The following is a 16956-nucleotide window of genomic DNA, read 5'->3' as shown; positions in this document are numbered from 1 at the left end:
GAACCTTGATTTTTGAATTAGGATAAGCTATTAATTTAATGGTTGAAGAATACTTTTTAGTTGACTTATTATAATGTGTTCCGATTTGTTTTCCCCCGAGAATGCGGCAACAATGGCAATTGCTGTTTTTAGGATTAAAATCCGTACTTCTGGAGTAAACAGACTTTCATGTTCTTTTCTAAAAATTTTGAAGTCGGGAATCGCTTGTTCAAGATCCCATTCGTTTTCTACTAACCATTCAAAAACAATCTCGATTTGATAAGCCGCATCATCGCCAAATTCATTCAAAGCATTTTCGAGCGGTATCCATTCGGTTTTGACAATTTTTTTAAGCTGTTCAATTTCTTCTTTTCGGACAGTTTTATCTATGGCTGCAATGCTATAAAACACTTTACCGAGTAATTGGTAGAAATGAATCATTGTTTGGTCGGATGGCTTCATTTTTTCATTTTTATAGAGAATTTTTGAGCTTTATAAATTTACAAAAAAATAATGAAAGCCCGAGCAGATTAAGTTATAAATCTGGTCGGGATTTTGAATATAAAGTGCTCATTACAAATGATTAAAGATTGTTCTATATACGATGGTTTTAAGGACGCTATCCAAACAATTCACTGGCTACGTCTTCAATTTTTGCAACTAATCGTATTTTAATTCCTGTATTTTTTAACGAGATTTTATTATATTTTGAAACAAAAATGGTAGAGAAACCTAATTTTTCGGCTTCCTGAATACGCTGATCCACGCGGTTTACCGGACGAATCTCCCCTGAAAGTCCCACTTCGCCAGCAAAACAGAAATCTTTGTTCACCGGAATATCTTCATTAGAGGATAAAATGGCAGCTACAACTGCTAAATCTATTGCGGGATCGTCTACGGAAATTCCTCCGGTTACATTTAGAAAAACGTCTTTTGCTCCCAAGCGAAAACCGGCCCGCTTCTCCAAAACCGCCAAAATCATATTCAATCGTTTGGCATTATAACCCGTCGTGCTTCGTTGTGGAGTTCCATAAACGGCGGTACTTACCAGCGATTGGATTTCAATCATCAGTGGTCGCATTCCTTCTAGTGTGGAGGCAATGGCAGTTCCGGATAATTCCTCGTCTTTGTGTGAAATTAATATTTCCGAAGGATTCGAAACTTCTCGCAATCCGCTTCCTAGCATTTCATAAATTCCTATTTCGGCAGTGGAACCAAAACGATTTTTCAAAGACCTTAAAATACGATACACATGATTCCGGTCACCTTCAAATTGCAAAACGGTATCGACCATGTGTTCCAATATTTTGGGACCCGCAATAGTTCCGTCTTTGGTAATATGCCCAATAAGAATTACGGGAATATTAGTTTCTTTGGCAAATTTTATCAGTTCGGCAGTGGTTTCACGTATTTGCGAAATACTTCCCGGTGTGGATTCAATATAATCCGTGTGAAGTGTCTGAATTGAATCGATAATGACGATTTCAGGTTCGATGGCTTCAATTTGTTTGAAGATATTCTGAGTTTTGGTTTCGGTAAGGATGTAACAATTGTCTCCGCTGGGCGTGATTCTTTCGGCACGCATTTTTATTTGTTTCTGGCTTTCTTCACCGGATACGTATAAGGTTTTATAGGGTAATTTTAAAGAAATTTGAAGTAAAAGGGTGCTTTTTCCAATTCCGGGTTCACCGCCCAAAAGGATTAGGGAACCGGGAACAATTCCTCCGCCAAGCACACGATTCAATTCGCCATCTGTTGTGTCCATCCGGATCTCTTGAGCCGAATCAATTTCGTTTATTCGCAAAGGCTTCGGTGCTTTATTGCTAGAAACGGATTCGCTCTTCCAAGCCACTTTTTCTTGTTTTTGGATAATTTCCTCCGCTATAGTATTCCATTCTTTACAGGAATTGCACTGTCCTTGCCATTTGGAATATTGAGCTCCACAATTCTGACAAAAAAAAGTAGTTTTTACTTTTGACATTATTTTTTTGGTGTTAGACTTTTCATGTCATCAAGTTTTTGAAACATCATGTCTTTGGTTAAATTTCCAATTTCTTCCAATTGGGTGGCGTTTTGATACATTTTTGCTGCTTTTTTAGCATCGCCTGTTTTCTCGTACATCAAGCCTAATTCGTAATCACTTAGCATCGATTTAGGGTAACTTTTTTTCGCAATAGCAGCTAATTTATCTAATTCCTGATAGTCTTTATTTTTTAAAATAGCAGCTTCAATTGCTTTGAAATCATTTATTCGAATGGGGATTTTTAGCCCTAAATTTTTTGATATTAAATCGTATTTAGTAGTCAGATAATCAACATGTCCAGATGGGAGTATGGCAATTTTATCGGTATATTCAGTTGATGAAATTGGTTTGTACGAATCAAAAAACTGATACAATGCGCTCGGTATGGAGTATAAAACTAAAGAATAATGGGAAGCTCCTTTGAAGTAATCAAATTTATAATTGAGTAAAGGATTGTTTGCCAGTTTTATGTTTTCGTCTAGTTTTTTTATAGGTTCTTGCAGCTTTTTTACATCACCATCCGATGTGGATTGGTAATAAAAAATAGGTTGTTTAAGTTTAGAAAGTTTTTCCGGAATACGGTTTTCCATTTCTGGGGCAAGTTCAGGACTCAATGAAATATAGGCGTTAAATAGTGGCGAATCTTTGTAAAGAAAAAAGTTTAAGTAACCTGCAGTAGTGTCGTGTCCAGCGATAATTCGAAAAGGTGCCACCCGATATTTTTTCTCTAAATATGGCAGTAGTTCACCTCCTATAAATTCGAAAAACTGCGCGCCTTTTCCAGAGGGAATCGCATCGGTTTCATCATAATTACTGTCATTTACTCGTTCGTCTTTTTTATTTTGATTTATACCAACGATTATCGTTTCCGGCAAATCGTCCCAATAAGCGCCGTAACTCAAAGCGCCATTAAAAGGATCAAAAAGGTAATCTCCGTCTAGTAAAATGAGAATTGGATATCTTTTGTTTGGATTCTTTTCATAGGATGCGGGCAATCCAATTGTGATTTCCCGACTTTCGCCTAATTTTTTTGAATCGAATGCTTCTACGGTTTTTTGTGAAAATACTGAAATAGAAAAGAATAACAAGAGTAGTATCTGTTTCATAATTTTAGTTGTTTTAGGAATTAAATAATTCTAAAGGGAGTACCAATATAATACTTTATTTACTTTTATTAAAAACAGGACACATAAAAACACGCATTATGAAATTTATGCCGAAAGCGCTAAATTTTATAAAGTGATTCAATCGAATTCTTCTAAAAATATGGAATGAGATTCTTAATGTAAAATTTTATTTCTAAAATATTACGTTAAAGAATTGTCGTTTTCATTAGGGAAAATAATCCAAGGTTTGAAGGTTTTTGCTTCTTCAAATTCTATGGTAGCGTACGAAATGATGATGATGATGTCATCTTTTTGAACTTTTCTTGCTGCCGGACCATTTAGGGTTATTACGCCAGAATTTTTTTCGCCTTTAATGGCGTAGGTGTCAAAACGTTCTCCGTTGTTAATGTTTACGATAGAAACTTTTTCACCTTCAATTATATTAGAAGCATCTAATAAGGCTTCATCGATGGTAATGCTTCCGATATAATTTAAATCGGCCCCAGTTACTTTTACTCGATGAATTTTTGATTTTACGACTTGAATTTGCATGCGACAAAAGTAAATTAAATTAATGATATGGTGTCAATCAAACGAATGTTATTGACAAGCACAGCGATAAAAGCACGGTATTTTTTATTTTTATTTTTTCTTAGACAAGGCAATAGCGTGGCTTCATCCGCAATTACAAAATACTCTAAAGTAAACATTGAATTTTTTTCAAATGATTTTTGTACCCATTCACTTACTGAATTGGCGCTATTCTTTTTAAATTTTTCGTTAGCAATATTTAATGTTTGAAAGATAATGGCGGCTTCATCTCTTTCTTGGATAGATAAGCGTTCGTTTCTGGAACTCATGGCCAAATTATTGGATTCTCTATAAATTGGACAACCAACAATGTTAACATTTAAGTTGTTTTTAGCCACCATTTTTTTTACAATTTGCAATTGTTGAAAATCTTTTTCGCCAAAATAAGCTTTAGTAGGTTCTACAATCTCAAAAAGACGTTTTACGATGGTGCCAACACCATTGAAATGACCAGGTCTGAATTTTCCTTCCATTTGGTTTTCCAATCCATCAAAATCAAAAGAATGAGAAACGGGTTGTCCATCATAGATATCTTCCACTGTTGGAGCGTATAAAATAATTTTTGGACTTAAAGCTGTAAGTTTTTTTACATCTTCTTCTAATGTCCTTGGATATTTTGCTAAATCTTCCGGATTGTTAAATTGGGTTGGATTTACAAAAATACTTACAACGGTATTTTCATTTTCCAATAATGATTTTTGCATTAATGCTAGATGACCTTGATGCAGAGCGCCCATAGTTGGAACAAACCCAATAGTGGAATGAGTAGTTTTAATAGATTTCAAAAAGTCTATCAAAGCTGCTTTTCCGTAGAATATATGCATGATGGTATTATTAAAATTAAATGCAAACATAATATTTTAGTTAATAACTGCATAAATTTTTGTAATTTTGCGTGGTTTTTATTACCAATAAACTAAGTAAATTATAATATGAAAGATAAGAGGATATTATATGTATCATCTGAAGTGGTGCCTTATCTCGCTGAAAATGAGGTTTCTTTAATGTCTTATGACGTTCCGAAAATGATCAATGATCAAGGAGGACAGATAAGAATTTTTATGCCGAGATATGGGAATATTAATGAAAGAAGACACCAATTACACGAAGTAATTAGACTTTCAGGGATGAATTTGGTAGTGAACGACTTGGATATGCCGTTGATTATTAAAGTGGCTTCGATTCCAAAAGAAAGAATTCAGGTTTATTTTATCGATAATGACGAATATTTCAAGAGGAAAGCAACCTTTGCGGATGAAGAAGGTGTGATGTACCCGGATAATGACGAACGTGCCATTTTCTTTGCAAAAGGAGTTGTGGAAACCGTTAAGAAACTGAATTGGGTTCCTGATATTATTCATGTTCACGGATGGATGGCAGCTATGTTGCCTATTTATTTGAAACATTATTATAAAAATGAAGCTTTGTTTTCCGAAACTAAGATAGTTACTTCAGTTTATAGTCAGTCTTTTGAAGGAGTCTTGGATGTTGAAATGATCAATAAAGTGAAATTTGACGGCATTCCTAATGATGCAGTCGTTGAGTTAGAAGTTCCGGATTACGAACACATTATGAAGGCGACGATTTTGCATTCTGATGCTGTAATTATTGCCTCAGATAACCTATCTTCAAGTTTAACAAAATTTATAGAATCTTCAGGGAAACCTTTTTTACCTTTCGCCCCGAAAGATAAATTCGCGGAAGCGTATACTAATTTCTACAAAAACGAGGTTCTTTAAATTCAACTTTTATTAATAAATATGTACAATACTTCTTTTTTTAAGAAAATGCTAGTTTTAACAAGCGTAATTTTTTTGTATTCGTGTGATAAAGATTACAATACGATTGGTGGAGATTTAATTGGGGATAATCATTTTGATCTTAGCACTTACACATCAAATGTAACAGCTTTCAATCAGAAAATCAACGCTGTTCAGTCTAATAATCTTGCTGTAAACGGGTTGGGAATATATGCAAATCCTGCTTTTGGTACAACAACCGCCAGTTTTGTGACCCAATTAGGTTTGGGAACTTTAAGCCCTGTAATTGGAGCCAATCCGGTAATTGAAAGTGTTGTTTTGACAGTTCCGTATTATAGTACTATAAAAACTACTAATACTGATGGCAGCCATGTTTATGAGTTAGATTCTATCTACGGACCTAGTGATGCAAAAATTAAATTAAGTGTTTACGAATCTGGATATTATATGAGGGATTTAGATCCTGCCGGTGGATTTCAACAAGCACAAAGATATTACACCAATCAAAGTACTGATTTTAACGATGTAAAAGTTGGAAATCGCTTGAACGATGATAGCAGTGTTGCTCAAAACGATGCTTTTTCTTTTGATGCTAATGAATTTACAGAGACCACTAAAGATGCAACTACAAATGTAGAAACTACTACGCGTACGGCTCCTGGAATGCGATTGAGCTTAAATAAAAGTTTTTTTGACGCAAAAATTATACATGCATCAGCTGACAAGTTAGCTACCAATGATGTTTTTAAAAATTATTTTAGAGGTTTGTATTTTAAAGTAGAAAACTCGGGAAGTACTGGTAACTTAGCGATGCTTAATTTTAAATTAGGAAAAATTACCATTAAATACAAGGAAGATTTAGCATCAACAACTGTAGGCGGAGCACCTACAAGAGTGGATAAGTCAATTGTGCTTAACATGACTGGAAATTCAGTAAGTCTGCTGGAGCAAAGTAATACAAATACAGCATATGCTAACGCGACAGCTACTCCGGATGCTACTCTTGGTGACGAAAAGTTATATTTAAAAGGAGGAGAAGGTTCAATGGCAATTTTAAATTTATTTAGTACTCCAGGGGAACTTGCAACCATAAGAGCCAACAATTGGTTAATTAATGAAGCAAATCTTGTGTTTCATATTGATGCCGCTGCAATGGCGAATAGTTTTGAACCTAACCGGATTTATTTGTATGACTTGACTAATAATAGACCGGTTGTTGATTATTTTAATGATGCGACGACTGGTACCAATGCAAAAAATGGAAAAACTATTTACGGCGGTTATATAAATAAACAAACTAGCGGTAAGGGATTGACTTATAAAATCAGAATTACGAATCAGATCAGAAATTTGATAAAAAATGCAGATTCAACAAATGTAAAGTTAGGTCTTGTAGTTACAGAAGATATAAATACAAGCACTTCGCATTATTTGAAAACTCCAAATTCTTTTAGCTCTCAAGTACCAAAAGCTAGTGTTATGAATCCTTTAGGGACTATTCTTTATGGAGGAAAATCTACAGTTCCTGAGGACAAAAGATTGAAGCTTGAAATTTTTTATACAAAACCTAATTAAGTAGAAATTATGTGTGGAATTGTTGGATACATAGGTTATAGAGAAGCGTACCCTATAGTTATTAAAGGTCTGAAGAGACTTGAGTACAGAGGTTATGATAGTGCTGGGGTGATGTTGTATGATGGTGAGAACATAAAACTTTGCAAAACCAAAGGGAAGGTTTCTGATCTTGAAGAGAAAGCAGCCAAGGATATTACTACAAATGGAACTATCGGAATAGGACATACACGTTGGGCTACACACGGAGTTCCAAACGATGTAAATTCTCATCCCCATCTTTCCAATTCAGGGAATTTGGCAATAATTCATAATGGAATTATTGAAAATTATGCACCCTTGAAGGAAGAGTTGATTAAAAGAGGATATGTCTTTTATTCTGACACAGATACGGAAGTTTTAGTCAATCTTATTGAAGAAGTACAGAAAAAAGAAAAACTAAAATTAGGGAAGGCGGTTCAAATTGCATTAAACCAAGTGGTAGGTGCTTATGCTATAGCAGTTTTCGATAAAAATAATCCAGACGAAATTGTGGCAGCCCGTTTGGGAAGTCCGTTGGCAATTGGTGTTGGTGAAGGAGAATTTTTTATAGCATCTGATGCATCTCCATTTATAGAATATACGTCTAATGCCATTTATTTAGAAGATGGTGAAATGGCAATTATTAGATTGCATAAACAAATGAAAGTTCGTAAGATTAAAGATGATACTTTAGTTAATCCTACTATTCAGGAACTTCAAATGAACTTAGAGCAAATTGAAAAGGGAGGATATGACCATTTTATGCTTAAGGAAATTTACGAACAACCAAGTGTTATAAAAGATACTTATCGTGGAAGACTTCATGCAAACGAAGGAATAATCCAAATGGCTGGTGTTGAAGATAATTTAGAGAAATTTCTGAACGCAGATAGGATTATTATTGTGGCTTGTGGGACTTCATGGCATGCTGGTTTAGTTGCTGAATATATATTTGAAGAATTTGCGAGAATTCCGGTTGAAGTAGAATATGCTTCTGAGTTTAGATATAGAAATCCAATTATAAACAGTAAAGATGTAGTAATAGCGATTTCGCAATCTGGTGAAACTGCTGATACTATGGCAGCTATTAAGTTGGCCAAAGAAAATGGTGCATTTGTGTTTGGTGTTTGTAATGTAGTTGGATCCTCTATTTCAAGAGAAACTCACGCAGGGGCATATACTCATGCAGGACCAGAAATTGGTGTTGCATCAACAAAGGCATTTACTACTCAAATTACCGTGTTGACAATGATTGCTTTGCGTTTGGCTAAAGCCAAAGGAACATTATCTCTTTCTGATTTTCATATGTATTTGCAAGAGTTGGAGTTAATTCCCGAGAAAGTTAAAGAAGCTTTGGAAACGAACGATAGAGCAAAAGAAATTGCTGCTACATTTAAAGATGCTCCTAATTGTTTGTATCTTGGAAGAGGTTATAATTTCCCTGTAGCATTAGAAGGCGCCTTGAAACTTAAAGAAATATCCTATATTCACGCAGAGGGTTATCCAGCTGCTGAAATGAAACATGGTCCAATCGCCTTGATAGATGAACATATGCCAGTTGTGGTTATTGCTCCAAAACAAGGTCATTATGATAAAATAGTTAGTAATATTCAAGAAATTAAGTCCAGAAGCGGAAGAATTATTGCAGTAGTTACTAAAGGGGATACTCAAGTTCGTGATCTGGCAGACTATGTGATTGAAATTCCTGAAACCTCAGACGCTTTGTCTCCGCTAATTACTACTATACCTTTGCAGCTTTTGTCTTATCATATTGCTGTCATGAGAGAGTGTAATGTTGATCAACCCCGTAATTTGGCTAAGTCTGTTACTGTGGAATAATTGAACGAAAAGATATAGTACAACCCCGAAAGATTTTTCTTTCGGGGTTTTTTGTTTTGGACAAGTTTTGCTTTAAAAATTGCTAGATTTAATAAGAAATTCATTTAAAAATTTGGATTTTATTAACTTTTATTAAATATCTAAAAATTAATAAAAATTCTGAGATTAATGCAATTTTAATATGCATGCATAGTGAATTTTTGTTATTTAGACTTAAAATTTAACACAATATGATAAATATTAAATAAGGAATTGCACTGATTGATGCGGATTCATTGATAATTATGAAAAATTTAACGCCATTTTTTAATAATATTAAAATTAATTGTACTTTGGTAACATAAATCAAAAAATTTTAACCAAATGAGAATGTATTTACTTTTTTTGTCATTGTTTTTTTGTAGCCTAACATTTGCTCAAAATACAATTTCAGGTATTGTTACAGATAGTAACAATCAACCTATTCCTGGGGCCAACATAAAAATTGTTGGTGAAACCGCTAGTACAATTACTGGTGTCGATGGTGCGTTTACTTTACAATCATCAAAAAAACCTCCTTATGCTATCAATGTCACTAGTGTGGGGTATGGATCGCAAAAAGTAACCGTTTCATCGAATAACCAGAAAGTATCGGTTAAACTTGTTGACGAAGAAACTAAATTAAATGAAATAGTGGTTTCGGCTTCAAGAACTCCTGAGCGAGTTTTAGAATCGCCAGTAACTATTGAAAGAATGGGTATCGCTGAGATTAAAAAGACAGCTTCTCCTTCCTTTTATGATGGTTTAGAAAATTTGAAAGAGGTACAAATGAACACCAGTAGTTTGTCTTTCAAATCTATTAATACTCGTGGATTCGCTACTGTTGCGAATACTCGTTTTATGCAATTAGTTGATGGAATGGACAATTCTTCTCCACTGTTAAACTTTGTGTTAGGAAACTTGATTGGAGTTTCAGAAATTGATGTTCAAAGTGTGGAGCTATTGCCAGGTGCATCTTCGGCTTTGTATGGCGCAAATGCATTCAATGGTATTTTATTTATGAATAGTAAAAGTCCATTTACTAGTCAGGGAATTACGGCTTATGCAAAGTATGGTAAAACTAGCCAAGAAGCAGCAGGAACAAATGATTTTGTTGATTATGGCGTAAGAGTTGCGCATGCATTTGCTCCTTGGTTCGCTGGGAAAGCAAACTTTACTTACATGCACGGAACAGATTGGTTTGCAACAAACTATAATGATAAAACTGTTCAAGGAAGGGATAGAAGTAACCCAAATTATGATGGGATAAATGTTTATGGCGATGAAGTATCTACAAACATTAAGGGAGTTGGGCAATCTTTGGCTTCTTTAGGTTTAATACCAGCTGGAGCTGTAAATTTATTACCTAACTATAACGTAAGTAGAACGGGATATAATGAAGTGAATTTGACGGATAATAAAGCTAGTAATACAAAAATTGACTTCTCGCTTCATTTCAAGCCTTTTGTAAATGATTTCGAAATTATTTGGCAAAGTAAATTTGGTTTTGGAAACGCAGTTTATCAAGGTGCCAACAGATATTACCTGAACAATTTTTTTATGCAACAGCATAAATTAGAAATTAAAGGAAAGAACTTTTTCGTTAGAGGCTATACAACAAACGAAGATGGCGGAAAATCGTATGACATGCTTTTTACTGGTATCAACATTAACAGAGCATGGAAAGATGACAAAACATGGTTTGGTCAATATGCGGGTCAATACATTTCATCTACATTAGGAGGAGCAACTCCAGAGCAAGCACATATTGCTGCTAGAAATGTAGCTGATACTGGTAGATTGATTCCGGGAACTCCAGGATTTACATCGGCATTTAATAAAGTGATTGATGAAGAAAGTGTACTTTCGGGTTCGAAATTGGTTGATAATTCTAAAATATACCATTCAGATGTGAATTATAATTTTAGAGATCTTATAAAATTTGCTGAAATTCAAGTTGGAGGTTCATTTAGAGAATATGAATTGAATTCTCATGGAAGAATTTATACTGATGCCAATGGTCCTATACATTACAATGACTATGGAGCATATACTCAAATAACAAAAAAATTATTGGATGACAGATTGAAATTTACAGGTTCTGTTCGTTACGATAAATCAAAAAATTTCGACGGTAATATTTCGCCAAGAGTATCATTTGTGTATTCAGGAGGAGAAAGAAAAAATCATAATTTCAGAGCATCTTATCAAACTGGTTTCAGAAATCCTTCAACTCAAGATCAATACATTGGATTTAATGTAGGGAGTGCAATATTATTAGGATCAGCTCCTGATAATTTAACTCGATATACTGAAGTTTTGCCTGTTTCTACTGCTGTTGGGCAGGCTTTTGCAGGAGGAACTTCCGTAACAATAAATGGTTTGAATGCTTACAATAACTCCTATACGGCTACATCAGTTGGCGCTTTTTCAGCCACTGGAAACGCTTCGGTTTTAAGAAAAACAAACATTGACTATGTTAAACCAGAGCAAGTAAAAGCATTTGAATTAGGATACCGTTCTTTTATTGATGGTTTTTCAGTTGATTTGAACGGCTATTATAACATTTATAATGATTTTATTGGAAATTTAAATGTAGTAGCCCCTTTATATGGTACAGCACAAGATTCTCCAAGTATGACTCCTAGTGCTGATCCTGGCTTTCAAACTGTACATGCACTTTCTACTGGAAATTTTAGAGCTTTTCAACTATATACAAATACTAACCTAGAAATTAAATCTCTTGGTTTTGGTGTTGGGCTTTCTAAAAAAGTATATAAAGATTTTGAAGTAGGTGTGAATTATAATTTTGCTGAATTTAAATTTGATCAAGAAAAAGATCCAAGTTTTGAAGCAGGTTTCAACACTCCAAAACATAGAGTAAAAGCGTCATTCGGAAACGAAAAATTATTTGACAACTTTGGATTTAATGTAAGCGGAAGATGGAATAGCGAATATTTATGGCAATCTACAATGGTTGATGGTATGATAGCTGCTGCAACGGTTATTGATGCTCAAATCAATTATAATATTTTAAAATTGAAATCAACAATTAAGTTAGGAGCTTCAAACATTGGTGGTAAAGAGTATACTCAAGTATTAGGAGCTGGATTAATTGGACAGCAATTTTTTGCTTCTTGGACTATCAACCCTTAATAAATAGAGTCATTAATAAAAAACACATATAACGATGATAAAAAATTTCAAATGGCTACTATTAGTTTCTTTAAGCTTTGTAGCATGTAATAATGATGAAAACATGGCGCCTGCAGAGGTAGCTGTAACATCCGGTACAGCAAGTTTTACTAAATATGTTGCATTAGGAGATTCATTTGCTGCGGGATACAGCGATGGAGCACTCTTTATCAAAGGGCAACAAGGCTCTTATGCTAATATATTGTCGCAACAATTTGCATTGGCAGGAGGAGGAGACTTTAAAACTCCTCTTACGTCGGATAATAAAGGAGGGTTGCTTCTTGGCGGGAATGTAATTGCAGGAACACGCTTGTATTTTAATGGTGTTGGACCAGTTGCTGTTAGCGGTACTCCAACAACTGAAGTAACAACACGCATTACGGGACCTTTTAATAATTTAGGAGTTCCAGGCGCAAAAAGTTATCATTTAGTAGCGCCAGGTTATGGAAATGTTGCTGGTGTGGCGACTGGTGCTGCAAATCCATATTTTGCTAGATTTGCAACAACTTCCGGGACAACAGTCCTTGCGGATGCTTTGGTGCAAGCTCCTACTTTCTTTTCCTTGTGGATCGGTGGGAATGATGTTTTGGGTTATGCTACCTCAGGAGGTATTGGTGTAAATCAAACGGGAAATTTGAATCCGGCTACTTATGGAGCAAATGACATCACAGATCCTAATGTTTTTGCAAGTGTTTACTCGGGAATGGTTACTAATTTAACGGCGAATGGTGCAAAAGGAGTAGTAGCTAATCTTCCTTATGTGAATACTCTTCCTTACTTTACTACTGTCCCTTTTAATCCTTTAACATCAAAAGTTTTAGGTGGTGGTAGTATTGCTGTTGGAGATGCAACTATAAATGCGCTTAATGCACAACTATACGGGCCATTGAAAGCTGCCTTAACCGCTTTTGGTGCCGGTACTAGAATTAATTTACTTTCAACAACTGCTGCGAATCCTTTGTTGATTAAAGATGAATCATTAACTAATTTATCAGCCCAATTGACTGCTGCTTTTACTCCTTCCCTTGGAGCTCAAACAGCAGCGTTTTACGGAGCGGTTTTCGGTCAAGCTAGACAAGCTACCGCTACTGACTTAGTGGTTTTGCCAGCACAATCTGCAATTGGTGCTGCTCCAACTGCTACTGATTCAGGAGTGGGTTTTGCGCCGCCATCTCCGTTAAATAAATTTGGAATTACTTTCCCGCTTCAAGACAAACATGTTTTAATACCAACTGAGGTTGCGGAAATAAAAGTAGCGACGGATGCGTATAATGTAACTATAAAAGCAATTGCAGATGCAAAAGGATTGGCTTTCGTAGACACAAAAACAATCATGACGCAATTGTCAACTGTTGGAATAGTTAGTAACAGTTTTACTTTGACTTCTACCTACGTTACTGGAGGATCATTTTCACTTGACGGGGTACATCCTAGTCCAAGAGGATATGCTTTAATTGCAAATGCTTTTAGTGCTGCCATTAATGCCAAATATTCTTCAACATTACCAAAAGTGGATTTAGGGTTATACGCAATATTATATCCTGCTTCTTTATAAAAAAAGCTTTGTTAAATTAAATGAAACCACCCGTTTTTAAAACGTGGTGGTTTTTTATTTTTAGTGTTGATTCGTTGCTTTTATTTGTTTCGAATAGGTTTTTAAACAATCCTTTAATTTTTTCATGTTTTTTATAGCAAAAGGTGTTGATTTTTTATTTTAAAAAATTATCTTTGCAAACTGAAAAAAGCGTCTAATCGATAAGTTTCGATTGGTTATATTTCATAAACCTAAATAGCTATTTAATAAATACATAAGTAATGTCAAAAGTAATAGGAAAAGTTGCCCAGATCATTGGCCCAGTAGTTGACGTTGTTTTCAACGGTAAGGATGTTGAACTTCCAAAAATTTATGATTCATTAGAAATCACAAAAAAAGATGGTACATTATTAGTACTTGAAGTACAATCTCACATCGGTGAAAATACCGTTCGTACCATTTCGATGGACTCAACAGATGGTTTGAGTAGAGGTTATGAAGTAGTTGGAACAGGAAATCCTATCCAAATGCCAATCGGTGCCGATGTTTACGGTCGTTTGTTTAACGTAATTGGAGATGCCATTGATGGTTTAGGTAATTTACCAAAAACAGGAGAAAACGGTATGTCTATTCACAGACAAGCGCCAAAATTCGAAGATTTGTCAACTTCATCTGAAGTTTTATTTACAGGTATTAAAGTAATCGATTTAATTGAGCCTTACTCAAAAGGGGGTAAAATTGGATTGTTCGGTGGTGCTGGAGTTGGTAAAACAGTATTGATTCAGGAGTTGATTAACAATATTGCAAAAGGTCACGGTGGACTTTCCGTATTCGCAGGAGTAGGAGAAAGAACACGTGAAGGAAATGACTTGCTTCGTGAGATGTTAGAGTCAGGAATTATAAAATACGGAGATGAATTCATGCACTCTATGGAAAATGGAGGATGGGATTTATCTAAAGTGGATATGCCAGGAATGAGAGAGTCTAAAGCTACTTTCGTTTTCGGACAAATGAATGAGCCACCAGGAGCTCGTGCTCGTGTAGCACTTTCTGGATTGTCTATCGCTGAATATTTCCGTGATGGAGCAGGAACTGATCAAGGGAAAGACGTTTTGTTTTTCGTGGACAATATCTTCCGTTTTACACAAGCAGGTTCTGAGGTATCAGCACTTTTAGGTCGTATGCCATCTGCGGTAGGTTACCAACCAACATTGGCTACTGAAATGGGTGCAATGCAAGAACGTATTACATCAACAAACAAAGGTTCTATTACATCTGTACAAGCGGTTTACGTTCCTGCGGATGATTTAACGGATCCGGCTCCGGCTACAACTTTTGCTCACCTTGATGCTACTACTGTATTGTCTCGTAAAATTGCTGAGTTAGGTATTTATCCTGCAGTTGATCCATTGGATTCAACTTCAAGAATCCTTACTCCTCAAATTTTAGGTGATGAGCACTATGACTGTGCTCAAAGAGTAAAAGAAATTTTGCAAAAATACAAACAATTACAAGATATCATTGCGATCCTTGGTATGGAAGAGTTATCAGAAGAGGATAAATTAGCCGTTTCAAGAGCGCGTCGTGTACAACGTTTCTTATCTCAACCTTTCCACGTTGCTGAGCAATTTACAGGATTGAAAGGGGTGTTAGTTGATATTAAAGACACTATCAAAGGATTTAACATGATTATTGATGGTGAATTAGATCACTTGCCAGAATCAGCTTTCAACCTTAAAGGAACTATTGAAGAAGCTATCGAAGCTGGAGAAAAAATGTTAGCGGAAGCTTAAAAATTATAAGTTATGAGTTATGAGTTATTTCAATTTTTGAAAACTCATAACTCATAATTCAAAACTCATAATTATGTTATTAGAAATAGTATCACCAGAAGCAAAATTATTTTCAGGAGAAGTAACTTCAGTTACCTTACCTGGGATCGACGGAAGTTTCCAAATATTGAATCATCATGCTCCAATTGTTTCTATATTAGGAAAAGGAGTAGTTAAAATTGCAGCTTCAAGCTTTCATTTTGGCAAAGATGTAGCTAGTAAGTTTACTAAAATAGATGAGCAAAATTACACACTGGCTATTGTTTCAGGAACAATTGAAATGAAAGACAATAAAGTTATTATTTTAGCCGACTAAAATAATTTCGATAATTTAAATTTAAAGCCTAACGTTACTGTTGGGCTTTTTTTATGTCCAATCCCAAAGCATAATATTCCAAATAACACCTTCTTCTTCATAACTTTCTATCGTTTTGAAACCTATAGATTCATGGGCTTTCATGGAGCGTTGATTTATCTCGGCAACTTCTGTGATTAAATAATCAAATTCATGTTGAAGTTGCGTTCTGTAAAAGTCATATAATCCTCGAAATATTCCTTGTTTCCTATAGTTTTTATCTACGCAAACTTGTCCCATTATTACGTATGATTTGTCACTTGGTAATAAAGAATCAATTCTTTCAAACATTGGAATAAGAACTGGAATTTCATTTCTAAAACTGGAAAGCATAACTAATGCGAAACCCACCACTTTCTCCTCTTCTTTGGCAATAATATGAGCGCAAGCAGTATTCATTTGTTCTAATAATGCAACGGTATGTTGAACGGTAACAAATCCTTCTCGTAGCTTTTCTTCGGTAGTGATAATCTGCGAGCTGTTGTTTAATTGTAAACTTCTGATTTGTTGCAACTCGTTTAGATTTGCGGCTCTTTTATAAATTATAGATTTCATACTAGTTAATTTTCGTCAGATTGCAATATTGAAAATACTAAAAAATGCAATTTTTTTAGTCTCTTTCCATTTTTAAATTGGTTTCAGCATAATAATTTTCATTGTATTTTCCTGCAACTACGAGCGCTCCAGAAATTAAAACGAGATTTTTGATGATATACTGTCCAATCAAAGTGGGGCAAAAAGGAAAGGTGTCAAAACAAATTGTTTTTAAAATAAAGATTGGAAAAAGAGTAACTGTCATATGTAGCAATAGCAATACAATAGCATAGGGGATGAATTTTTTTATGAGTAAACCAAGTCCGATTATTACTTCACACACCCCAAGTATTGGAATAAATATTTCTGGTCGAAACCAATAGACGGTTTGTTCGACAAGTTCACCGGCAGGACTCATTCCGAAGATTTTTAGACCGCCAAACCAGATGTAAACTACTGCCAGTGCGACGCGCATAAAATTTACGCTGTGCTTTTCCATTTTTTTACTAAATAGAAAATATAGAGAATGGAAAGAAATTTTCATATTAAATTTTTTATCAAAAATGAAAGTAGTTATTGTATTTAATAATTGACATT

Annotated in this window: 14 protein-coding genes; 7 read left to right on the top strand and 7 right to left on the bottom strand. The window is 34.8% G+C overall.

What is annotated here, in order from left to right; genetic code table 11:
- Window positions 1-30 precede the first annotated feature (30 nt).
- From IWX84_RS08570 to panC, 5 genes are all read right to left on the bottom strand, one after another.
- A complete protein-coding gene (locus IWX84_RS08570) occupies window positions 31-441 on the bottom strand; it encodes a hypothetical protein (protein WP_231385449.1) in 411 nt (136 codons plus the stop codon).
- Window positions 442-598: 157 nt separating this feature from the next.
- Window positions 599-1960, bottom strand: a complete 1362-nt coding sequence (radA, locus tag IWX84_RS08565; protein ID WP_196850326.1) for a DNA repair protein RadA — start codon at window positions 1958-1960, stop codon at window positions 599-601.
- Window positions 1960-3108, bottom strand: coding sequence for an alpha/beta hydrolase (locus IWX84_RS08560; RefSeq protein WP_196850325.1), 1149 nt, complete (start codon window positions 3106-3108; stop codon window positions 1960-1962). The genes radA and IWX84_RS08560 overlap by 1 nt, the downstream gene beginning before the upstream one ends.
- Window positions 3109-3309: 201 nt before the next feature.
- Complete coding sequence (gene panD, locus IWX84_RS08555) at window positions 3310-3660, bottom strand: aspartate 1-decarboxylase (protein WP_196850324.1); 351 nt, start codon at window positions 3658-3660, stop codon at window positions 3310-3312.
- A 14-nt stretch (window positions 3661-3674) separates the two neighbouring features.
- Window positions 3675-4553 carry a pantoate--beta-alanine ligase gene (gene panC, locus IWX84_RS08550; protein WP_196850323.1) on the bottom strand — a complete coding sequence of 293 codons (879 nt, stop codon included), beginning with the start codon at window positions 4551-4553 and terminating at the stop codon, window positions 3675-3677.
- A 78-nt stretch (window positions 4554-4631) separates the two neighbouring features.
- On the opposite strand from panC, the gene IWX84_RS08545 reads away from it, so the two are divergent.
- The 7 genes from IWX84_RS08545 (at window position 4632) to IWX84_RS08515 (ending at window position 15786) form a co-directional block, all read left to right on the top strand.
- Window positions 4632-5438, top strand: coding sequence for a glycogen/starch synthase (locus tag IWX84_RS08545; RefSeq protein ID WP_196850322.1), 807 nt, complete (start codon window positions 4632-4634; stop codon window positions 5436-5438).
- 48 nt (window positions 5439-5486) lie between these two features.
- Window positions 5487-7034 carry a DUF4270 domain-containing protein gene (locus IWX84_RS08540; RefSeq protein ID WP_317192113.1) on the top strand — a complete coding sequence of 516 codons (1548 nt, stop codon included), beginning with the start codon at window positions 5487-5489 and terminating at the stop codon, window positions 7032-7034.
- A gap of 9 nt (window positions 7035-7043) precedes the next feature.
- Window positions 7044-8891 (top strand): glutamine--fructose-6-phosphate transaminase (isomerizing), encoded by a 1848-nt coding sequence (glmS, locus tag IWX84_RS08535; protein ID WP_196850320.1) that lies wholly within the window; start codon window positions 7044-7046, stop codon window positions 8889-8891.
- Between the two features lie 363 nt (window positions 8892-9254).
- A complete protein-coding gene (locus IWX84_RS08530) occupies window positions 9255-12065 on the top strand; it encodes a TonB-dependent receptor domain-containing protein (RefSeq protein ID WP_196850319.1) in 2811 nt (936 codons plus the stop codon).
- Window positions 12066-12099: 34 nt separating this feature from the next.
- Window positions 12100-13659, top strand: a complete 1560-nt coding sequence (locus IWX84_RS08525) for a G-D-S-L family lipolytic protein (protein ID WP_196850318.1) — start codon at window positions 12100-12102, stop codon at window positions 13657-13659.
- A gap of 260 nt (window positions 13660-13919) precedes the next feature.
- Complete coding sequence (gene atpD / locus IWX84_RS08520; protein ID WP_073204939.1) at window positions 13920-15431, top strand: F0F1 ATP synthase subunit beta; 1512 nt, start codon at window positions 13920-13922, stop codon at window positions 15429-15431.
- 73 nt (window positions 15432-15504) lie between these two features.
- Window positions 15505-15786, top strand: coding sequence for a FoF1 ATP synthase subunit delta/epsilon (locus IWX84_RS08515; RefSeq protein WP_196850317.1), 282 nt, complete (start codon window positions 15505-15507; stop codon window positions 15784-15786).
- Window positions 15787-15837: 51 nt separating this feature from the next.
- Here the strand turns inward: IWX84_RS08515 and IWX84_RS08510 are convergent, their stop codons facing one another.
- Complete coding sequence (locus IWX84_RS08510) at window positions 15838-16380, bottom strand: GNAT family N-acetyltransferase (protein WP_196850316.1); 543 nt, start codon at window positions 16378-16380, stop codon at window positions 15838-15840.
- Between the two features lie 55 nt (window positions 16381-16435).
- Window positions 16436-16858 carry a DoxX family membrane protein gene (locus IWX84_RS08505; RefSeq protein ID WP_231385448.1) on the bottom strand — a complete coding sequence of 141 codons (423 nt, stop codon included), beginning with the start codon at window positions 16856-16858 and terminating at the stop codon, window positions 16436-16438.
- Window positions 16859-16956: the final 98 nt, after the last annotated feature.

The organism is Flavobacterium sp. CG_9.10 (assembly GCF_015752245.1).
Lineage (GTDB): Bacteria > Bacteroidota > Bacteroidia > Flavobacteriales > Flavobacteriaceae > Flavobacterium.
Note: the sequence above shows the minus strand (reverse complement) of the source record. Positions and strands in the feature narration are given on the sequence as shown.